Source organism: Streptomyces sp. NBC_01352, assembly GCF_036237295.1.
Classification (GTDB): Bacteria; Actinomycetota; Actinomycetes; order Streptomycetales; family Streptomycetaceae; genus Streptomyces; species Streptomyces plumbiresistens.
This window is the reverse complement of sequence record NZ_CP108354.1, coordinates 1949902-1970374: the sequence shown is the minus strand read 5'-3', so window position 1 is coordinate 1970374 and position 20473 is coordinate 1949902. Positions and strand designations below refer to the sequence as shown.

The window sequence follows — 20473 nt, the reverse complement described above, 5'->3', positions numbered from 1 at the left end:
TCTTGCTTGACTTAGGCAAGCACAAGCGCATTACTTAAGTCAAGCAACCATCTGCATATTGCTTAAGTTAGGCAACTACATCTAAGGTGATCGCATGTCCGTACAGCCGTCCACCGCAGCGCCCGTCTCCGCGAACGTGGCCGAGATCGAGAGCGTCCTCACCCGCGTCACGTACCTCGCCGGACGCGCCCGGCAGCACGAGCGCCTGATGGCGACGGCCGGACTGGAGCTCGACCGGGCCGCCGTGGCCATCCTGCGGCACATCGGGGAGAGCGAGCCGCTGCGTCCCGGAGTGCTGGCCGTGCGTCTGTCGGTGGAGGCGTCCCATGTCACCCGGCAGATACGGCAGTTGGAGCAGGGCGGGTACGTGATCCGGGTCGCCGACCCGGACGACCGGCGCGCCCAGCGCGTCCAGCTCACGGACGCCGGAGCGGCGGCGGTCGAGCGTATCCGTGAGGTGAGCCGCCGGGGCATGGAGATGGCCCTGGCCGACTGGTCCGAGGGGGATCTCGAGCATCTCGCCGCGCTCTTCCGCCGGATGGTCGACGACTTCGTGGCCCGGGCCGAGGACCGGCTCGACCTCCCGCCCGTCGCCCGCTGAACCGCCCCCGGCCGAGGCCGTGAGACGCACTCCCCACACGAATGGTCACGCCATGTACGGGATTACCGGCACGCGGCCTCCCCGCGGGGACGGTCAGCACCTCCTGGTCGTCGTCGACGATCCCGGCGACACCGAACTGCTCGCCACCACGCTCGAGTTGGCCGGCTACCGGGTCGGCACCGCGGGCACCGGCGCCGAGGGCATGGCCCGCCTCGCCCGGCACCGGTTCGACCTCGTGGTGTGGGACACCGGACTGCCGGGCCTGAGGGGGCTCGCCCGGGGCCGCCGGACCCCACCGGCGGACCGCCCACCGCTGCTCTTCCTGGCCAGCTGCGACGCGCTGCACCACCTCGTCCCCGAACTCGGCCCGGGACGGGAGGACTACGTGACCAAGCCCGTCCGCATCCCCGAGGTGCTCGCCCGCGTCCAGGTCCTGCTGCGCGGCCGACGCCCCGCGGCGCCCACGGGCGTGCCCTGCTACGGCGATCTGGTCCTGGACGACGCCACGTGCCGGGCCAGCCGCGGGCCGCGCCCCCTCGACCTCACGCCCGCCGAGTACCGCCTCCTGCACCACCTGCTGGCCAACGCCGAGCATGTGCTGTCGAAGGAGCAGATCTGCCGGCACGTCTGGGGCGAGTACCGCGCCGACCAGGCCATCGAGAAGCTCGTCTCCCGGCTGCGGCGCAAGGTGGACCAGGAGGACCCGAACCTCATTCACACCCGCCGCGGCTTCGGCTACTGGCTGGGCTGCACCTCCCGCTGAACCGGCTCGGAGCGTCCTGTGGGACATTTCTGTGAGAAACCTGTGCCTGCAATACAGCGGACAAAATTGTTGACAATCTTGTTTGGCTAGATTTAGGTTTGACAGGCACTCACTCAGGGAGGGCAACGATGCCGAAAGAAGCCCGTCCGAGCACCGGAGAGCAGGCCAAACAGCACGCGTTCGCGCAGCTGCGGCAGGCGATCCTGCACGGCGACATGGCACCGGCACAGCGGCTGGTGGAGAACGAGCTCGCCGAGCAGTTCGGTGTGACACGGGCCAGCATCCGGGCGGCGCTGATCGATCTGGAGTCCCAGGGACTCGTCGAGCGGATCCGCAACCGCGGCTCGCGGGTGCGGGTGGTGAGCGTGGAGGAAGCGGTCGCCATCACCGAGTGCCGCATGGTCCTCGAAGGACTGTGCGCGGCGAAGGCGGCCGTCGCGGCCAGCGACGAGCAGCTCGCCGAACTGACGGACCTGGGCACGGCGATGACCAAGGCCGTGGCCGACGGCGAACCCGTGACCTACTCCGACCTCAACCACGAACTGCACACCAGGATCCGGGAGTTCTCGGGGCAGCAGACCGCCCTGGAGCTCCTGGAGCGGCTCAACGCCCAACTGGTGCGTCACCGTTTCCAGTTGGCGCTGAGGCCGGGGCGTCCGCAGCAGTCCCTGCATGAGCATCTGGCGATGATCGAAGCGATCAGGGCCAGGGACCCGCAGGCGGCCGAGACGGCCGTCCGCGCCCACCTCACCAGCGTGATCGAGGCGTTGCGCGGCTGAGCCGCGCGAGGCGGGCGCACACCTGTCCACTCCCGGCGAGTGAGCCGAAGGGGCGCGCCGGTGTCGAGAGCCCGACCGCGCGAAGGCCCGAAGGGCCGAGCACGGTCGGCGGCTCGACGGCGGCTGGAGCGCCCCGGAGGCGAACCGCCCGAACAGAGAGCGATGAGAGCAATGACGCACCCAGGCGCGCCCGCCGTCCCACGATCGACACTCGTCATCACCGCGCACGCCGGGGACTTCGTATGGAGAGCGGGCGGAGCCATCGCCCTGGCCGCCTCCCGCGGGGAGAAGGTCACCATCGCCTGTCTGACCTTCGGTGAGCGCGGCGAGTCCGCCAAGGCCTGGCGCGAGGGCAGGAAGCTCGAGGAGATCAAGGCGATACGCCGGGACGAGGCCGAGCGCGCCGCGGCCACCCTGGGCGCCGAGGTCCGCTTCTTCGACGCCGGCGACTATCCGCTGCTCGTCACCCCCGAACTCACCGACCGGCTCGTCGAGGTCTACCGCGACACCCAGCCCGACATCGTGCTCACCCACCCGGCCGAGGACCCGTACAACGGCGACCACCCGGCCGCCAACCGCATGGCCCTGGAAGCCAGAGTCCTCGCCCAGGCCATCGGCTACCCCGGCCCCGGCGAGATCATCGGCGCCCCGCCGGTCTTCTACTTCGAGCCGCACCAGCCCGAGATGAGCGGCTTCAGGCCCGAGGTACTCCTCGACATCACCGAGGTGTGGGAGACCAAGCGACAGGCCATGGAGTGCCTGGGCGCACAGCAGCACCTGTGGGACTACTACACCGACCTGGCCGTCCGCCGTGGCGTCCAGCTCAAGCGGAACGCCGGCCCGAACCTGGGCCTCGCACACAGGACCATGGCCGAGGCGTTCATGCGCCCGTACCCGCAGATCGCGAAGGAGCTGGCATGAGCGGCGTGATCGTCACCAACCCGCCGAAGGCCGAAGCGAAGGACGTCGACGCCCTCGCCCAGTACGGCGTGGCCACCGTCAGTGAGGCCATGGGCCGCACCGGTCTGCTCGGGCCGGAGATCCGCCCGATCCAGCAGGGCGTACGGGTCGCGGGCACCGCGGTCACCGTGCTCAGCTGGCCCGGCGACAACCTCATGATCCACGCCGCCGTGGAGCAGTGCGGCGAGGGCGACATCCTGGTCGTGACCACCACCTCCCCGTCCACCGACGGCATGTTCGGCGAGCTGTTCGCCACCGCGCTCCAGCGGCGCGGCGTGCGCGGCCTGGTCGTCAACGCCGGTATCCGAGACACCCAGGAACTGCGCGAGATGAACTTCCCGGCCTGGTCCCGGGCGGTCTCCGCGCAAGGCACGGTCAAGGCCACCGGCGGCTCGGTCAACGTGCCGGTCGCCGTCGACGGCCAGGTGATCCGCCCCGGCGACGTGATCCTCGCCGACGACGACGGCGTGGTCGTCGTCCCCCGGGAGCGCGTACGCGCCACCGTCGAGGCGTCCGAGGCCCGCGAGGCCAAGGAGGCCATGGCCCGCGCCGCCTTCATCGACGGTCAACTCGGCCTGGACCGCTACGGGTTGCGCGAGACCCTCAAGCGGCTCGGCGTCGAGTACCGGACGTATGAGGAGTACACGGAGGAGCGGTCGTGACCCCCGTGCCGGAGGAGGTGCCCTGTCTGCTGATGCGGGGCGGCACTTCCAAGGGTGCCTACTTCCTGGCCGGCGACCTTCCCGCCGAACCGGCCCTGCGCGACGAGCTGTTGCTGCGGATCATGGGCAGCCCCGACGAGCGGCAGATCGACGGCCTGGGCGGGGCGCACCCGCTGACCAGCAAGGTGGCCGTGGTCTCGCCCTCTGCCGACCCGCGGGCCGACGTCGACTACCTCTTCCTCCAAGTGGCCGTCGACCAGCCCGAGGTGAGTGACCGTCAGAACTGCGGGAACATCCTCGCCGGCATCGGACCGTTCGCCGTCGAACGGAGGCTGGTGGCGGCGGGGGAGGAGGAGACCTCCGTCCGCATCCGCATGGTCAACACCGGTGACCACGCGACGGCGACCTTCCCGACCCCCGGCGGCCGGGTCCGCTACACCGGGAACGCCGAGATCTCGGGCGTGCCCGGCACGGCCGCGCCGGTCGTGATCGAGTTCCCGCCGAGCGCGAACCCGCTGCTGCCCACCGGCCACGTCCGCGACGAGATCGACGGCGTACCCGTGACCTGCGTGGACAACGGCATGCCGACGGTCCTCATCGAGGCCGCCTCGCTCAAGATCACCGGCTACGAGTCGCCCGCCGAACTGGAGGCCGACGAAGAGCTGACCGGCCGGCTCCGCACGATCCGCCTGGAGGCGGGCCGCCTGATGGGCCTTGGTGACGTCACGAACGCCACCGTGCCCAAGCTCTCGTTGCTCGCCCCGCCCAGGGACGGCGGCGCGGTCACCACCCGCACCTTCATCCCGGTGCGCTGCCACACCTCCATCGGGGTGCTGGGCGCGGCCAGTGTCGCCGCCGGACTGCGGATCGACGGCAGCGTGGGGGCCGGCCTCGCGGAACTCGACGCGGGCGGCGACCGCGTCCGCATCGAACATCCCACGGGGTTCCTGGACATCGAGAGCAGCCTCGACGCCACCCCCGACGGCCTGCCCCGCGCCCGCCGTACCGCCGTGGTCCGCACGGCCCGCAAGATCTTCGACGGCACCGTCTTCCCCAGGTCCGCCGAGACGGCACCCCTTCCCCCGCGCACCCAAGGAGGTCAACGATGACCCCGCCGCTCGGCGACATCGCCCACATCGGCCACGCCCAGCTGTTCACCCCGGACCTGGACGCCAGCGTCGCCTTCTTCACCGACTATCTGGGACTGACCGTCAACGGGCAGGACGGCGACACCGTTCACCTGCGGACCTTCGACGACTACGAGCACCACAGCCTGGTCCTCACCGCCCGCGAGCAGCCCGGCCTCGGCCGGCTCGCCCTGCGCACCTCCAGCGAGGAGGCCCTCCAGCGCCGGGTCAAGGCGATCGAGGAGACGGGCGGCACCGGCCACTGGGTCGAGGACGAACCCGGCCTCGGCAAGCTCTACGTCACCACCGACCCGGACGGTCACGAGCACGCCCTGTACTGGGAGAGCGAGCACTACCGGGCCCCCGAGGAGCTGAAGCCCGCGCTGAAGAACCAGCCGCAGGCCAAGCCCAACCGGGGCGTGGGGGTGCGGCGCCTGGACCACATCAACTTCCTCGCCGCCGACGTGCTCGCCAACGCCGAGTTCCAGCAGAACGTTCTCGGTGCCCGGCCCACCGAGCAGATCCGGCTCGACACGGGCACGATCGCGGCGCGCTGGCTGACGTACACGAACAAGTCGTACGACGTCGTCTACACCTCGGACTGGACCGGCTCGGCCGGCCGGCTGCACCACATCGCGTTCGCGACCGACACCCGCGAGGACATCCTGCGCGCGGCGGACCTCGCGATCGACAACGGTGTGTTCATCGAGACGGGCCCGCACAAGCACGCCATCCAGCAGACGTTCTTCCTGTACGTCTACGAGCCCGGCGGCAACCGCATCGAGCTGTGCAACCCTCTCACGCGGCTGGTGCTGGCGCCCGACTGGCCGCTGATCACCTGGACCGAGGAGGAGCGGAAGAAGGGGCAGGCCTGGGGGCTGAAGACCATCGAGTCCTTCCATACGCACGGCACGCCGCCGGTCGCGTAGCGCCCCCGTCTGTCGCCCCGACGCGAAGCTTGATTGTCGATGAGATTGTTGACAAAAACGTTGACGAACATCCTCGCGGGTCTCTAGCGTCGGGGCACCCCGCCCGCACGAGAGGAAAACAAGGATGTCCTCCTCCCCCTCCCCCCTGTCCGCCCGCGGCAGCAGACTGGCCCTTCTGGTCGTCGGCCTGTGCTGGCTGGCCGTCCTCTTCGACGGCCTGGACATGTTCATCTACGGCTCGGTCCTGCCGCACCTGCTGGAGACGAAGACCTTCGGCCTCACCGCCGACACCGCCGGCGACCTCGGCAGCTACGCCACGTTCGGCATGCTGGTCGGCGCCTTGGCCGCCGGCACGATCGCCGACCGGATCGGCCGCAAGAAGCTGATGGTGTCCTGCGTCGTCCTGTTCTCGCTGGCCTCGGCCGTGTGCGCGATCGCCGACAGCGTCGCGGTCTTCGGCCTCGGCCGGACCCTGGCGGGCGTCGGCCTCGGCGGCCTGCTGCCCACCGCGATCAGCATGGTCTCCGACTACGCCCCGCGCGGCCGCGGCGCCATCGTCATCGGCCTGCTGATGACCGCGCACCACGCGGGCGGCATCCTCTCCGCCTACGTGGCCAAGGGGCTGGTGGACCCGGTCGGCTGGCGTGCCGCGTTCTGGGTCTGCGTACTGCCGCTGCTCTTCGCCCCGGTGCTCGCCAGGTTCCTGCCCGAGTCGCTGAGCTTCCTGGTCGCCAAGGGGCGCGGCGACGAGGCCCGTGCGCTGGCCGCCCGCTACGACGTCGAGCTGCCCGCCGCCAAGTCCGCCAAGCCGGGCGCCGCCGACCGCTGGACCAACCTGGTGAACCTGTTCCGCGGCGGCGAGTGGATCCAGACCCTGCTGTACTGGCTGGCCTCCTTCGGCGGTCTGCTGCTGGTCTACGGCGTCGCCACCTGGCTGCCCACCCTGATGCGCGCCGAGGGCTACGAACTGGGCTCCGCCCTGTCCTTCGTGGTCGTCTTCAACCTCGGCGGCATCGTGGGCATGCTCGTCGCCGGCCGGGCCGCGGACCGCTTCGGCGCCCCGCGCATCTCGGCGATCTGGTTCGCGCTGACCGCCGCGGGCGTGTTCCTGCTCAGCGTCCACATGCCGATGACCGCGACCATGGTGGTCGTCTTCCTCACCGGCGTCTTCCTCAACAGCGCCCAGACGATGATCTACGCGACGGTGTCGATCCGCTCGAACGCGGACAACCGCGCCACCGCCGTCGGCTGGACCTCCGGCATGGGCCGCTTCGGTGCCGTCTTCGGCCCGTGGCTCGGCGGCCAGCTCCTGGCCGCGGGCAACGGCGACTGGGGGTTCACCGCCTTCGCCCTCGCCGGACTGTCGTCCATGGTGTTCATCGGCATCGCCGCGGTGCGCGGCGCCCGGCAGACACCGAAGAGCACCGCCGGGCCGGAGCTCGTCAGCGCCCACTGAGCAGGGAGCCTCAGGGAGGGCGGACGCCGGCCACCGCAGCGGAACGCGGGGCCGGCGTCCGGCGTCAGAGGTCGATGACCAGGCCCGGAGTGGCGACGTCCAGGGGACGGGCGAAGGCTTCCGTGGCTGCCTTCGCGGCCTCCACAGGGTCCGTGCCCGGCCACAGGTGCGTGAGCAACAGCCGGGCGGCGTCCGCCTGTCGGGCGTACTGGCCGGCCAGCCGTGCGGTCAGCAGGTACGGCGCGTCGGTGGGGGAGGGGACCCGGTGGACGTACGTGGCTTCGGACAGGAAGAGGTCCGCGCCTTCGGCGAGGCGCGGAATGTCGTCGCTGGGGCCGGTGTCGCCGGTGTAGACGAGCACGGACTCGGGAGTACGCAGCCGGATGCCGGCATTGGGCACGAAGTGCGGCAACAGCCGGGTGTCGGCGGCGAACGGGCCGATCTCCAGCCGCTCGCCGGGGTGGAACCCGTGCACCCGGTAGGCACCGGCGAGCATGCTCGGCTTGTCGAGGGCCAGCACGGCGTCCACGGCGCCGTGGGGCGCGAAGACGGGCAGGGCAGGAGGCGGGGTGTCGCTCAAACCCCGTGCGCGCAGCAGGGGGTTGAGGTCGGCGCAGTGGTCGGGGTGGCCGTGGCTGACCAGGACGGCGTCGACCGCGTCGACCGTGGTGTGCAGGAGCAGCCGGGGCAGCGTGGCGTAACCGGGGTCGACGAGCAGCCGGAATCCCGCGTACTCGACGAGGTAGCCGCTGCACGCCTGGGCGGCGGTGGGCCAGGCGCCGCAGCCGCCGAGAACCGTCAGTCTCATGGCAGAACCCTAACGGCGCTTGCTGGAACGCCGGTTGCTGCTCAGTCCTTGCCCATCTGGTCCTCGGCCGAGAGGTGTTCCACGGTCTTGCCGGTCTCGGTGAAGGTCCGTGTCACATGACCCGAGGAGTACACCCACAGGATGCGCAGCGGGGTGGTGCCGATGTTGCGGAAGAGATGCGGGATCGGCGACGGGATGTAGGTGGTGTCGAACCGCTCCAGCTTGGTCACCTCGCCGTCGACCCACACCTCCGCCTCGCCCTCGAGGACCGTCACGTGCTCGTCGCAGTTGTGCGAGTGCAACGGCGCCCCGGAGCCGACCGGGTACACGCTCATCCCGCTGGTGATCCGGTTCTCCCCGCCCGCCGAGGGCGTGGTGATCAGCGGTGTGGTCAGCACGGCCCCGCCTCGGTCGAGCAGCGGCACCGACGCGACCTTGATGATCGTGGTCATCCGGGATTCCTCTCCATTTCACGCTGTTGCGTCGAACGACGTTAGGTCGCGCCCGCGCGAATGGGTGCCCTCCAGCGTGCAGTTTTACCTTGCACTCCGGGAGGGGTGTGCTTTTCCGGCCCGGCTGTACGGTCGGCTCGCACCGCACGGCTTTCGGATCCGTGCCGGAAACGCGCCGGAAAGAAAAGGCAGGTATCGGCCAGATGAGGCTCCCCGTTCTCAGCGAAGAGGAAATGGACCCCCGCCAGCAGGAGTTGGCCGCCCGCATCGCCGGCCGTCGCGGTGCCGTGCGCGGCCCCTTCCGGGTCTGGCTGCACAGCCCTGAGATGTGTGAGCGCGCGGAGTCCCTCGGCGCCTTCGCCCGCTTCGACTGCAGCCTCCCCGAGCACCTGCGGGAACTCACCCTGTTGATGGCCGCCCGCAACTGGGACGCGCAGTACTCCTGGAACGCCCACGTCCACCAGGCGATCGAGGCCGGCATCCCGGAGGCCGCCGTCAAGGCCGTCGCCGAGAGGCGCGAGGCGGTCTTCGACAACGAGGCGGACCAGGCCTTCTACCAGTTCTGCCGGGAGGTGCTGGAGGAGCACTTCGTCACCGACGAGACCTTCGCCCGCGCCCTCGCGCACTTCGGCCCCAAGGGCCTGGTCGACACCATCGGCGCGCTCGGCAACTTCACCATGCTCGGCATGTGCCTGAACACCTTCCAGGTGGACCTGCAGGCCGACAAGGAGCCCCCGTTCCCGGACGTCCGCGGCTACGGGCGGGTCGTCGCCGACAGCGACGGGCCGCGGCCGTGACAGCCCGCACCGACCTGGTCCCCGGAGCCGTTCTCCGCGTCCGGGGCGTCACCAAGACCTTCGGCGGGGCCGCCGCCCTCAAAGGCGTCGATCTCGACCTGTACCCCGGTGAGATCCACGCGCTGATGGGCATGAACGGCGCCGGCAAGTCGACGCTGGTGCAGGTCCTTTCCGGCGTGCACCAGGCCGACGAAGGCACCATCGAGGTGGCCGGGCAGGCGCACTCCGGGCTGACCGTGCGCAAGGCGCGCAGGCTCGGCATCGCCTGTGTCCCGCAGCGCCGCGAGCTGGCCATGGGGCTGACCGTCGCCGAGAACGTCCTGCTCGGCGACCTGCCCACCCGGGGCCGTACCGTGCGCTGGAAGGCCGTCGAACAGCGGGCCCGCGAGGCACTCTCCGGCCTCGGCATCGACATCGACGTGGCGCGCGTCGCCGGGACCCTCACCGTCGCCGAACAGACCATGGTCGAAGTGGCCCGCGAGGTCCGCCGCGGTGGCCGGATCCTGATCCTCGACGAGCCGACCGCCTGCCTGAGCGCCAAGGACGCGGACCGGATCCGTTCGCTGGTGCGGACGTTGCGGGACGACGGCGTCGCCGTGGTCTACATCTCGCACTACATCGACGAGGTCATGGCCGTCGCCGACCGCCTCACCGTCCTGCGTGACGGTGCCGTGGTGACCAGCGCCCCGGCCGCGGAGATGGACCCCGCCTCGCTGGTGCGCAGCATGGTCGGCCGGGACGTCGTCTCGCGGCGCCCGGAGCGCCCCGCCCCGAAGGACGACAGCGGCCTGACGGTGCGCGGGCTGAGCCACGGCCGGGCCGTCCAGGATTTCACCGTCGAGGTGCGCAAGGGCGAGATCGTCGCCGTCCTCGGGCCCGCCGGAGACGCCCAGTCCCGCCTGTTCGACCTGCTGTCCGGACGGCAGCGCCCGGACGCGGGCCGGCTGTGGGTCGACGGCAGGGCGGTGCCCTTCGGCAGGGTCCCCGCCTCGCTCGCCAGCGGGCTGCGCTGCGTCACCGGCGACCGCCGCGCCCTCGGCCTGGTCCAGGGCCTGACCCTGGACGAGAACCTGATGCTGGCCGGCGACCGCTTCGCCCGCCGCCGACTGCACCGGCGCGGCGAACTCGCCCGCCGCGCCGCCCCGTTGCGCAGCAGCTACGGCGTGGTCGCCCTCAGCGGCAACCCGCCGGTGGGCGCGCTGTCCGGCGGCAACCAGCAGAAGGTCCTGCTGGGCAAGTGGCTGGAGACCGACCCGGTCGCCTGCTTCCTCGAAGACCCCACCAACGGTGTCGACGTCGCCGCCATGGCCGACATCCACACCCTGGTCGACGAGCTCGCCGCGCGCGGCGTGGCCGTGCTGCTGGCCTCCTCCTCCGCCGAGGAGGTCATGCGCCTCGCCGACCGGGTCGTGGTCGTCAGCGCCGGTCGCACGGTCGCCGAGCACGACATCACCGCCATCACCCGCGACGAGCTCGTCGCCACCGCACTCGGAGGTCAGCCGCAGTGAGCCTCAAGACCCCCTCCGCCACCCCGGACCTCGCCGCGGGCCCGCACGAGCGCACCGCGTCCCGGATGTCTCCGCGGGCCCTGCTGCGGGTCCCGCACGGCGGCCTTGTCGTGGTCCTCGTCCTGGTGGCGCTGTTCACCGCCCTCCAGGCGGACTCCTTCACCAGCTCGCAGAACCTGCTCAACGTGCTGCGGCAGATCAGCGTGACCGCCGTCATCGCGGCCGGGCTGACCCTGCTGATGACCGCGGGCGGCATGGACTTCTCCATGGGCAGCAACGCGGCCGTCACCGTGTCGGTGGGTGCGACCCTGCTGCACGACGGCCGCCCCACCGCCGTGACCGTGGTCGTCACGCTCCTCCTCGCCACCTTGATAGGCCTGGTCAACGGCCTGGTCGTGACCTTCACCCGGGTCGCCCCGTTCGTCGCCACCCTCGCCTCCGCGATGCTCCTCGACGGCGTCGCCCTGCTCGTCCTGGACGGCGAGTCGATCACCATCGGCCAGCGGATGTGGGCCCTCGGCAACGACAAGGTGCTCGGCATTCCCTACCTGTGCGTCGTCGCGATCCTCGTACTCGCGGTGATCGGCCTTGCCATGCGGTTCACCACCTTCGGCCGGGACGCCTTCGCGATGGGCGGCAACGAGCACGTGGCCCGCCTCAGCGGCATCAACGTCTCCGGACGCAAGCTCGCCCTGTACGCCCTCGCCGGCGGCCTCGCCGGTCTGGCCGGACTGATGCTGCTGTCGCGGCTCGGCGCCGCCGCCCCCAACACGGGTGGTCTGCAACTGCAGTTGACCGCTGTCGCCGCGGTCGTCATCGGCGGCACCTCGCTGGCCGGGGGCCACGGCACCGTCGTCGGCACCGTCCTCGGCGTGGTCCTGCTCGGCGTCGTCGCCAACGCGCTGAACCTGCTCCAGGTCAACAGCTACTACCAGCTCGTCGTGACCGGCGGAGTGCTGCTTGTCGCGGCGGTCATCAACGAGTTCCAGCGCAAGTCCGCGCCGGGGCATTAGCGCCCCACGCAATCCGCGGCGCCCCACGCAATCCGCGGCGCCCCACGCAATCCGCGGCGCCCCACGCAATCCGCGCAGCGCCAGGCCCCCCATTCGCCCCCTTCTCTTCAAAGACGCAGGAAAGGCCAACCCCATGAAGCCCACCACCCGTTCCCGCCGCACCGCCGCAGCCTCGCTCGTCGGCGCCGCCGCCCTGGTGCTCTCCGGATGCGGCACCGAGGACGACGGGGCGGGTGCCGCAGGCGGCTCGGTCACCCTCGGGTTCGTCAACGGCGCCAACACGCACTTCCACCAGTGTCTGCTCAAGGCCGTCGAGGAGACGGGCAAGGCACGGAAGGCCACGGTCTACTCCGCCAACTCCAAGCAGGACGCGGGCACCGAGCTGTCCAACATCGAGGACATGATCGCCCGGAACGTGGACGCCCTGATCGTCCAGACGGTCAACGTCGACGCCCTGGAAGGCGACATAGCCAAGGCCAAGAGCGCGGGCATCCCGATCTACCTCACCTCGGTGGCCACCTCGGACCTGTCGGACGTGCTGGGCGTCGCCAAGGTCGACCTGAAGAAGCTCGGCGCGCTGGACGCCGGCTGGATCGCGAAGGACGCCGCCGGCAAGGACGTGAAGGTCGGCATCGTCGCCGGTGCCCCCGGCGCCGCCTCCGACCTGATGGTGGGCGGCTTCAAGGACGCGCTGCCCCCGAACGCGAAGGTCGTGGCCAACCAGCCCGGCATGTTCAATCCGGCCAAGGCGCAGGACGTCGCCGAGAACATGATCCAGGCCCAGCCCGACCTGGACTACGCCTTCGTCGCCAACGAGGAGATGGCCTTCGCCGTCCGCAAGGCCTTCGACGCGGCCGGCGCCAAGGACGTCAAGATCGTCTCTGCCAACGGCACCGAGGACGGGATCGCGGCGGTCAAGAGCGGCCAGTTGTCCGCCACGGTGGCGAACTCGGCGATGACGATCGGGCAGACGGCGGTGAAGAACACGATCGGCCTGCTGGACAAGGACAAAACTGTTGACAAGATTGCCGACATTCCTCTTGTCTTGGTCACCAAGGACAACGTGAGCGACGCCCCCCAGTACTGCCCCGAGTAGCGGGCCCCAGAGGGCGGGAGCCCCCGGAGGAAAACATGGATCGCTTGCTCCTCATGCACAGCTTCGTCACCGTCGCGCAGGTCGGCAGTTTCAGTGGGGCCGCCAAGAAGCTGGGTTCGTCCGGCTCGCTGGTGTCACGGCACGTCGCCGAACTGGAACGGCAGGTGGGTGTCCGCCTGGTCAACCGCACGGCCCGGTCCGTCAGCCTCACCGAACCGGGTCAGCGGTACGCGGAATTCGCCGCCCGCATTCTCGACGAAATCGAGGCCGAGGACGCCGGCATAGCCCAACTCCACGACCGCGCCGAGGGAACCCTGAGCATCATCTGCCCGAAATGGATAGGCAGCCTGGACCTCGGCGACGCCATCGCCGCGTTTTCCGCCGCGCATCCGAAAATCCAGGTCCGTTTCGAACTCGGTGGGATGTCCGACCGGACCTACGACTTCCTGGACAGCGGATTCGACGTCGCCTTCCACACCAGGGACCTGCGTGACTCCAGTGTCCGCCTGAAGAAGATCTCCTCGCTGCCGTTCGTCCTGTGCGCCTCGAAGACGTACATCGACCGGCACGGCGCCCTCGCCCACCCGAACGACCTCGCCACCCACGACTGCCTGGTGCACGTGAACGACCCGGTCTGGCGCATCGGTCACGGCCACGCGAGCACCCTGCACAAGATCCGCAACATCGCCTTCTCGTCCAACTCCTACATCGCCCTGCAGAAGGCGGCCGTCCACGGCCGGGGCATCGCCCTGCTCCCGCAGCGCCCGGTCTACGACGACCTGGTCTCGGGCGCCCTCCAGGTGCTGCTTCCCGACCTGGCCGTCCCGGACCGTCCGCTGTACGCGATCCACGGCCCCGGGAAGGACACCCCGCGCAAGGTCAGCGTGTTCCTGGACTTCCTCGCCGAGTGGTTCTCACAGAATCCCATCCCGGCGATCCGGCCCTAAGACCGGTCCGCACCGCAAGAAACGTTTGCGTACCTCGTAGAGCTCGGGCCATTGAGGCTGTCACGTCCCGATACCTACGCTCACGAGGCGACCCGGAAACGAGGCATCCATGGGAATCCAGAGAATCGAATCGGTCACCTACGGCATCGACGACCTCGACGAATGCGTCCGGTTCTTCGACGACTTCGGGCTGTTCCTGGTGGAGCGGACCGACGAGCACGCGGTGTTCGAGACGCTCACCGGCCAGACCCTCCGGCTCGACACCCGGCCGGGTCCGCTGCTGCCGCCCGCGGTGGAGGAGGGGCCCACCCTGCGTGAGGTCGTGTGGGGCGTCGACAGCCCCGAGGAGGTGCACCGGCTGGTGGCCGCGGCCGGCAAGGACCGCGAGGTCCGCGAGAGCGCCGACGGCGTTCACCACACCGTGGACGAGACCGGCTTCGGCGTCGGACTGACCCTGGCCCGGCCCAAGGCCGCACCCCTCACCCCGCGTCCCGCCAACGCCCTCGGCCACGTCAACCGCTGGAACACCGCCCTGGAACCGATCGAGCGGGCCCGTCCGCTGCGCATGTGCCACGTGGCCCTCAACATCCCCAAGCCGGGCAAGGACGACGCGGTCGCGTTCTACACCGAGCGGCTCGGCTTCCGGCCCACCGACGTGGTCGAGCCGATGGGCGTCTTCATGCAGGCCCCGGACGACGACGACCAGCACACCATGCTGCTGTGCCACCGCCCCGACCGGGCCGGGATCAACCACATCGCCTACGAGGTCCCCGGCTTCGACGACGTCATCGAGGGCGGCAACCACATGATCGAGCAGGGCTGGCGGGAGGCCCGCAGGCTCGGCCGCCACACCATCGGCTCGAACGTCTTCCGCTTCCTGCACGCCCCGTGCGGCGGCCGCGTCGAGTACGCCGCCGACATGGACCGGGTCGACGACCGCTACGAGACCCGCGTCCACGAGACCACCCCGCCGCACCACATCTGGGCCCTGCGCACCAACCGCGACCAGGACGCCCCCGCCTCCTGAACCACCACCCGCGGACCGCGAAACAGCCTGAGAGCCAGCCTGGGAGGCACCCACCCATGACCACCGACCACGGCTACCCCGCCGTCCGCATGTACATCGCGGGCGAGTGGTGCCAGGGCGGCACCGGCACCGCCGCCCCGATCGTGAACCCGGCCACCGAGGAGGTGATCGGAGAGGTACCGCTGGCCACGGCCGCCGACCTGGACCGGGCGCTCACCGCCGCCCAAGAGGGCTTCCGCGTCTGGCGCGAGACGCCCGTCGCACGGCGCACCGCGATCCTGCACGCCGCCGCCGGCCTGATCGCCGAGCGCGCCGCCGAGATCGGCCGCGTCATGACCCTGGAGCAGGGCAAGCCCCTGGCCGAGTCGACCGGCGAGGCCCGCCGCACCGCCGGGACCCTGCGCTGGCACGCCGACGACGCCCGCCGCGCGTACGGCCGCATCATCCCCTCGGCCCCCGGCACCGTGCTGAGCGTGCGGCGTGAACCCATCGGCCCCGTCGCCGCGTTCGTCCCGTGGAACTTCCCGGTCGGCGGCCCCAACCGGAAGATCTCCTCCGCGCTGTCGGCCGGCTGCTCGATCGTCATCAAGGGCTCGGAGGAAACCCCCGCCACCGCCGCCGCCCTGGTCCAGTGCTACGCCGACGCGGGCCTCCCGGCCGGTGTCCTCAACCTCGTCTTCGGCGAGCCCGCCGAGGTCTCCGCCCACCTCATCGCCTCCCCGGTCACCCGCCTGGTCGCCTTCACCGGCTCGGTCCCCGTCGGCAAGCTCCTCGCCGCCGAGGCCGGCAAGGTCATGAAGCCCTCCCTGATGGAACTGGGCGGCCACGCCCCGGTGATCGTGTGCGCCGACGCCGACCCGGTGCAGGCCGCCCGCAAGGCCGCGCAGGCCAAGTTCGCCAACGCCGGGCAGGTGTGCACCTCACCGAGCCGCTTCCTGGTCCACGAGAGCCTCTTCGAGGACTTCACCGCCGAGTTCGTGAAGGCCGCCGAGGCGGTCGTCGTCGGTGACGGTCTCGCCGAGGGCACGACCATGGGACCGCTCGCCAACGAACGCCGGCTGAAGGCGATGGAACGCCTCACCGCCGACGCCGTCGCCCGTGGCGGCAAGGTCCTCACCGGCGGCGAACGGCTCGACCGCGCCGGGTACTTCTTCGCGCCGACCGTCCTGACCGACGTACCGGCCAACGCGGAGCTGCTGCACGAGGAGCCGTTCGGACCGCTCGCACCCCTCGTGCCCTTCACCGAACTGGACGAGGCACTCGCGACCGCCAACGCGCTGCCGTTCGGCCTGGCCGCCTACGGTTTCACCCGGTCCGCCGCCACCGCCGAGCGGCTCTGTGGCGAACTGGAGGCCGGGATCCTGTCGATCAACCACTGCGGCGGCTCGGTCCACGAGGCCCCTTCCGGCGGCGTCAAGGACAGCGGCTACGGCCGGGAGGGCGGGCCGGAGGCCCTGGACGCCTATCTGGTCACCAAGCGCGTCTCCCACCTGCTGGCGCCATGAGGTACGCGCGAGTCTCGGTCGACGGCCGGGCGGTGTGGGGCCGCGTCGGGGAGGAGGACGTCGAGCTGCTGTCCGGCTCCCCGCTGGAGGGCGCTCCGGACGTCATCGGTACGGTCCCGCGAGGGGCGGCCGTATGGCTGCCCCCTGTTGTGCCGCCCGTCTTCTACGCCGTCGGCATGAACTACCCCCGGCACATCGAACACGCCGGCGCCGAGACCCCCGACCGCCCCGAGGTCGGCTACCGGGCCAACAACGCGCTGACCGGGCACGGTTCGCCCATCGTGAAGCCCGCCGAGGTCGAGGGCCGGTTCGAGGCCGAGCCCGAACTCGTCGCCGTCATCGGCCGTACGCTGCGGCACGCCACCCGCGAGGAGGCCCGCACGGCCGTCTTCGGCTGGACCATCGGCAACGACGTCAGCGCCCGCACCTGGCAGCACCAGGACCGCACGTTCTGGCGCAGCAAGAACAGCGACACGTTCAAACCGATGGGGCCCTGGATCGAGACGGACGTCGAGGCCCTGGCCCAGACGACGACGCTGTGGGTCAACGGCGAGGAACGGGCCGCGTTCCCCACCGGCGACATGGTCTTCGACCCCTTCGACCACATCGTCGAGATCACCAGGCACATCACCATGCATCCGGGCGACGTGCTGTGGATGGGCGCCGAGTCGACCTGCCAGCTGGAGCCGGGCGACACCGTGGACATCGAGATCAGCGGCATCGGTGTGCTGTCCAACCCCGTACACCTCGAAGGGAATCGAGCATGAGCAAGGAACCGCGCTACATCCACCACGTCAACTTCCCCACCACCGACCCCGACCGGACCGCCGAGTGGTACACGAAGGTCTTCGGGATGAAGCGGATCATGCCCAAGTCCAACACCCGAGTGGTGCTGATGACCCGGGGCAACTTCGACCTCCACTTCACGCCGGTCGAGGAGATGGAGCGCATGGCGCCCTACCACTTCGCCGTCGAGGTCGATGACTGGGACGACTTCCTGGAGCACCTGGGGGAGCTGGGCATCCGGCACACCCGCCCGATCCAGCGCCCCGAGAACCAGTCGAAGTTCTGCTACATCCACGACCCCGACCACACCATGATCGAACTGGTCTGGCACGGCAAGCGCCCCAACTAGTCCAGCCCGTACGGGAGTTGACCTCATGCCCATCGCCGATTCCGACGGCACCTCCATCTACTACGAGCGCCACGGCAGTGGTCCGGCGATCCTGTTCGTGCACGGCAGCGGCGGCCACCACGCCGCCTGGTGGCAGCAAGTGTCCGGACTGCGCGAGGAGTTCACGGTCGTCACCGTCGACCTGCGTGGCTTCGGCAAGTCCGACGCACCCACCTCTCCGCACTCGTCCAGGCCGGAGTTCGACGGACAGGACTTCCCGGGTGACGTCGTCGCCGTCCTCGACCAGGAGGACCTGACCGACGCGATGCTGGTCGGCCAGTCCATCGGCTCCGTCGCCGCCCTGCGCGCCGGGCTGTTGCGCCCCGAGCGCGTCGGCTCGGTCGTCCTCGGCCACTCCCTCGGCGGCATCAGCCACCCCGAGCTGAAGGAGCTGGCCGCCGCCGACCGCGCCGAGGCCGTCAAGCTGCCCGTCATCGACCGCCTGCTGACCAAACGGTTCCAGCAGGAACGCGCCGACCTGACCTTCCTGTTCCAGCAGATGGGCACCTTCAACGTCGCCAGGATGCAGGACCTGCGCAACCTCGACACCGACGGACCCTCCCTGGAGGACATCCAGAACTCGGGCGTCAGGGTCGCCTTCCTGGCGGGTGAGAAGGACGCCGTACTCAGCGTCAAGACCGTCACCCGCGCCCACGAACTGCTGCCGGGCTCCCACCTGGAGATCGTCGAGGGCGCCCCGCACTCCATGTACTGGGAGACGCCGGGCCCCTACAACGCGGCGATCGCCCGCCTGCGCCGCACCCTCACCGCCCGCAAGGAAGCCGCATGAGCCCCGTACCGAAGGAAGCAGCATGAGCAGCCTGACCCTGGACGCCGCCGAGGAGATCATCGCCGCCGCCCACAAGCGCGCCCAGGCGATCGGGAAGGCGGTGAGCGTCGCCGTGGTGGACGCGGGCGGATTCCCGATCGCCATCCGCCGTCCCGACGGGGCCCGCCCGCTCACCCCGGACATCGCCCGCGCCAAGGCCTACACCGCGGCGATCATGCAGCGCCCCGGCACGATGCTGAAGAAATGGCAGGAGAGCCAGCCGGTCTTCTTCTCCCAGCTCTCCCAGCTGCCCGGCGCGGCCATGCCGATCATGGCCACCGAGGGCAGCCTCACCATCAAGAAGGACGGCGAGATCATCGGCGGCCTCGGCATCGCCGGCGGCACCGCCGACGAGGACCAGCAGATCGCCGAGGAGGTCCTCCAATCCCTCGGCTACGAGCTGGAGTTCGCCGCCTGGGGTGTCGCGGGCAAGCCCGCCGGAAAGGACGCGTGAACCATGGCGGACACCTTCAACTACCGCATCGACCACCACGGCAGCCTGGTCCGCCCCGCCGACCTCGCCACGATCGGCGCCCGGCAGGCGGTCGAGGACGCGGTAATCTTCCAGCGCAAGCTGCGCTCCACGGTGGTCACCGACGGTGACTTCCCTCGGGAGGACTTCCGCAGCGCGGTCCTCGACGGAGTCTCAGGGTTTCGGCGCACGGACGAAGCGGGCCCCGACGGCCTGGTCCGCTGGGTCGCGGAGGCCTTGCCCAAGGCCGACGGACCGCTGGTCGCCGACTGGGCCGAGCGGCTCACCTCGCTGACGGCGATCGCGCCGAAGGTCTCGCTGCCCTCCCCGGCCTTTCTTGCCGCCACGACGTATGAACCCGGCCTCGGCCCGTCCTCCGCCCGTGAGCTGGGCGAGGCCCTCGCGGTCGTCATCCACGCGGAGATCGAACTGCTGGTGTCGAAGGGCGTACGGCTGATACAGCTCAACAACCCGCTCTTGCTCGGCCAGTTGGACTCCGCCGGGGGTGTGTTGCCCCTCGAGGACACCCTGGCCGTCGAGGCGCTCGCGGTACGGCTGGACGAGCGCCCCGAGGGCGTCCGTATCGGCGTCTGCCCCGGATGGGAGGCGCCGGCCCGGGTGGACCGTACGGCGGCCGAGCACCTCTACGCCGGGATCCCCGCGGACCGCTGGATCCTGCCGCTTCTCCAGGGCACCGAGGCCGAGCTCGACCTGATCCGGGCGCTGCCCGAGGACCGGGACGTCTGCCTGGGCGTGGTCGACGCGACCGTGCCCGAGCTGGAGGACATCGACACGGTGATGGCCCGCATCGACGCGGTCGGCGCGTTCAAGGACCTGGAGGACGCGGCCGTGTCACCGTCCCGGGGCTTCGCGGACGTGGCGAGCCGGCCGCTGCTGAGCGCCGAGGAGCAGCGCAGGAAGCTGGTCCTGGTGGAGACGCTGGCGCGGTACTGCTGGGGCAACGAGTTCTGACGACGTCTGGAATCCCAGAGGGCCGGGCAGCGACTGCCCGGCCTTTCGTCTCACAGCGGCCCTTCGTCTTGGCAGCGGCCCTTCGTCTCGGCAGCGGCCTTTCGTCTCACAGCACCTCGGCGAACGTCACCGACCGGTCGGTGAGCAGTGGCCACACCGTCTCCACGATCAGTTCCCTGAAGTGCCCGGCGGCCTTGTGCGCCTCGAAGCCGGCCTGGTCGGCGTACTGCTCGTAGAGCACGAAGATGCCGGGCTTGCCCGCCTCCGCGTGCACCTCGTAGGCCAGGTTCGCCGGCTCCGCACGGGTGTGCTCACGCACCTTCAGCAGCGCGGCGCGCACCGTGGCCTCGTCGGCGGGGTCGCAGTAGTAGCGGGCGATGACGGCGTAGGCCATGTGTGTCTCTCCTCGGCGGGTGTGCGGCTCCTGGGGGCCCGGGGCCCTCCGGCCTGCCGATTCCAGCACGGATCAGCCGCCCGCCGACCTGCGCGCGGCGCAAGCAATGCCTGCCGCCGTGGGGCTGGTGGCCCGTCCCGGCATGGTGTGTTGTCGCATCCGGCCCGCACGGCCGCTCTCTGTGCAGACCGCGTCACCGCGG

General features: G+C 70.6%; 23 protein-coding genes. 20 read left to right on the top strand and 3 right to left on the bottom strand.

Annotated features, from left to right (window positions below):
- Positions 1-94 precede the first annotated feature (94 nt).
- The 8 genes from OG252_RS09425 (at position 95) to OG252_RS09390 (ending at position 7277) form a co-directional block, all read left to right on the top strand.
- Entirely contained in the window at positions 95-601 is a 507-nt protein-coding gene (locus OG252_RS09425; protein WP_266450587.1) for a MarR family winged helix-turn-helix transcriptional regulator, read from the top strand.
- A 52-nt stretch (positions 602-653) separates the two neighbouring features.
- Entirely contained in the window at positions 654-1364 is a 711-nt protein-coding gene (locus OG252_RS09420; RefSeq protein WP_266450588.1) for a response regulator transcription factor, read from the top strand.
- A gap of 128 nt (positions 1365-1492) precedes the next feature.
- Positions 1493-2143 carry a GntR family transcriptional regulator gene (locus tag OG252_RS09415; protein ID WP_266450590.1) on the top strand — a complete coding sequence of 217 codons (651 nt, stop codon included), beginning with the start codon at positions 1493-1495 and terminating at the stop codon, positions 2141-2143.
- A 171-nt stretch (positions 2144-2314) separates the two neighbouring features.
- On the top strand, positions 2315-3064 hold the full coding sequence (locus OG252_RS09410) for a PIG-L deacetylase family protein (protein ID WP_329335188.1): 750 nt from the start codon (positions 2315-2317) through the stop codon (positions 3062-3064).
- Complete coding sequence (locus OG252_RS09405) at positions 3061-3765, top strand: 4-carboxy-4-hydroxy-2-oxoadipate aldolase/oxaloacetate decarboxylase (protein ID WP_329335186.1); 705 nt, start codon at positions 3061-3063, stop codon at positions 3763-3765. The genes OG252_RS09410 and OG252_RS09405 overlap by 4 nt, the downstream gene beginning before the upstream one ends.
- 32 nt (positions 3766-3797) lie before the next feature.
- Positions 3798-4874, top strand: a complete 1077-nt coding sequence (locus OG252_RS09400) for a 4-oxalomesaconate tautomerase (RefSeq protein ID WP_329345109.1) — start codon at positions 3798-3800, stop codon at positions 4872-4874.
- Complete coding sequence (locus tag OG252_RS09395; protein ID WP_329335184.1) at positions 4871-5821, top strand: catechol 2,3-dioxygenase; 951 nt, start codon at positions 4871-4873, stop codon at positions 5819-5821. The genes OG252_RS09400 and OG252_RS09395 overlap by 4 nt, the downstream gene beginning before the upstream one ends.
- Positions 5822-5945: 124 nt before the next feature.
- Positions 5946-7277: an MFS transporter gene (locus OG252_RS09390; protein WP_329335182.1), complete on the top strand. Its 1332-nt coding sequence runs from the start codon at positions 5946-5948 to the stop codon at positions 7275-7277.
- 64 nt (positions 7278-7341) lie between these two features.
- Here the strand turns inward: OG252_RS09390 and OG252_RS09385 are convergent, their stop codons facing one another.
- Both OG252_RS09385 and OG252_RS09380 read right to left on the bottom strand, forming a co-directional pair.
- On the bottom strand, positions 7342-8085 hold the full coding sequence (locus OG252_RS09385; protein WP_329335180.1) for an MBL fold metallo-hydrolase: 744 nt from the start codon (positions 8083-8085) through the stop codon (positions 7342-7344).
- A 41-nt stretch (positions 8086-8126) separates the two neighbouring features.
- Complete coding sequence (locus OG252_RS09380; protein WP_266450601.1) at positions 8127-8537, bottom strand: cupin domain-containing protein; 411 nt, start codon at positions 8535-8537, stop codon at positions 8127-8129.
- Between the two features lie 233 nt (positions 8538-8770).
- On the opposite strand from OG252_RS09380, the gene OG252_RS09375 reads away from it, so the two are divergent.
- The 12 genes from OG252_RS09375 (at position 8771) to OG252_RS09320 (ending at position 19877) form a co-directional block, all read left to right on the top strand.
- Positions 8771-9334 (top strand): carboxymuconolactone decarboxylase family protein, encoded by a 564-nt coding sequence (locus tag OG252_RS09375; protein ID WP_329345108.1) that lies wholly within the window; start codon positions 8771-8773, stop codon positions 9332-9334.
- Complete coding sequence (locus OG252_RS09370; RefSeq protein WP_329335176.1) at positions 9331-10842, top strand: sugar ABC transporter ATP-binding protein; 1512 nt, start codon at positions 9331-9333, stop codon at positions 10840-10842. The genes OG252_RS09375 and OG252_RS09370 overlap by 4 nt, the downstream gene beginning before the upstream one ends.
- Positions 10839-11855: an ABC transporter permease gene (locus tag OG252_RS09365; protein WP_329335174.1), complete on the top strand. Its 1017-nt coding sequence runs from the start codon at positions 10839-10841 to the stop codon at positions 11853-11855. The genes OG252_RS09370 and OG252_RS09365 overlap by 4 nt, the downstream gene beginning before the upstream one ends.
- Before the next feature lie 133 nt (positions 11856-11988).
- A complete protein-coding gene (locus OG252_RS09360; protein ID WP_329335172.1) occupies positions 11989-12951 on the top strand; it encodes a sugar ABC transporter substrate-binding protein in 963 nt (320 codons plus the stop codon).
- A gap of 35 nt (positions 12952-12986) precedes the next feature.
- On the top strand, positions 12987-13898 hold the full coding sequence (locus OG252_RS09355; RefSeq protein ID WP_329335170.1) for a LysR family transcriptional regulator: 912 nt from the start codon (positions 12987-12989) through the stop codon (positions 13896-13898).
- A gap of 109 nt (positions 13899-14007) precedes the next feature.
- Positions 14008-14925, top strand: coding sequence for a VOC family protein (locus OG252_RS09350; protein ID WP_266450607.1), 918 nt, complete (start codon positions 14008-14010; stop codon positions 14923-14925).
- A gap of 56 nt (positions 14926-14981) precedes the next feature.
- The gene (locus OG252_RS09345; RefSeq protein ID WP_329335167.1) at positions 14982-16430 is read left to right on the top strand and encodes an NAD-dependent succinate-semialdehyde dehydrogenase; all 1449 of its coding nucleotides are present in this window, start codon (positions 14982-14984) and stop codon (positions 16428-16430) included.
- Complete coding sequence (locus OG252_RS09340; protein WP_329335166.1) at positions 16427-17197, top strand: fumarylacetoacetate hydrolase family protein; 771 nt, start codon at positions 16427-16429, stop codon at positions 17195-17197. Before OG252_RS09345 ends, OG252_RS09340 begins: the two co-directional genes overlap by 4 nt.
- Positions 17194-17565 carry a VOC family protein gene (locus OG252_RS09335; RefSeq protein ID WP_266450613.1) on the top strand — a complete coding sequence of 124 codons (372 nt, stop codon included), beginning with the start codon at positions 17194-17196 and terminating at the stop codon, positions 17563-17565. The genes OG252_RS09340 and OG252_RS09335 overlap by 4 nt, the downstream gene beginning before the upstream one ends.
- Before the next feature lie 25 nt (positions 17566-17590).
- Positions 17591-18394: an alpha/beta fold hydrolase gene (locus OG252_RS09330; protein ID WP_329335163.1), complete on the top strand. Its 804-nt coding sequence runs from the start codon at positions 17591-17593 to the stop codon at positions 18392-18394.
- Positions 18395-18416: 22 nt separating this feature from the next.
- On the top strand, positions 18417-18887 hold the full coding sequence (locus tag OG252_RS09325) for a GlcG/HbpS family heme-binding protein (protein ID WP_329335161.1): 471 nt from the start codon (positions 18417-18419) through the stop codon (positions 18885-18887).
- 3 nt (positions 18888-18890) lie between these two features.
- On the top strand, positions 18891-19877 hold the full coding sequence (locus tag OG252_RS09320; RefSeq protein WP_329335159.1) for a methionine synthase II (cobalamin-independent)-like protein: 987 nt from the start codon (positions 18891-18893) through the stop codon (positions 19875-19877).
- A gap of 106 nt (positions 19878-19983) precedes the next feature.
- Here the strand turns inward: OG252_RS09320 and OG252_RS09315 are convergent, their stop codons facing one another.
- Positions 19984-20271, bottom strand: coding sequence for a putative quinol monooxygenase (locus OG252_RS09315; RefSeq protein ID WP_266450621.1), 288 nt, complete (start codon positions 20269-20271; stop codon positions 19984-19986).
- Positions 20272-20473: the final 202 nt, after the last annotated feature.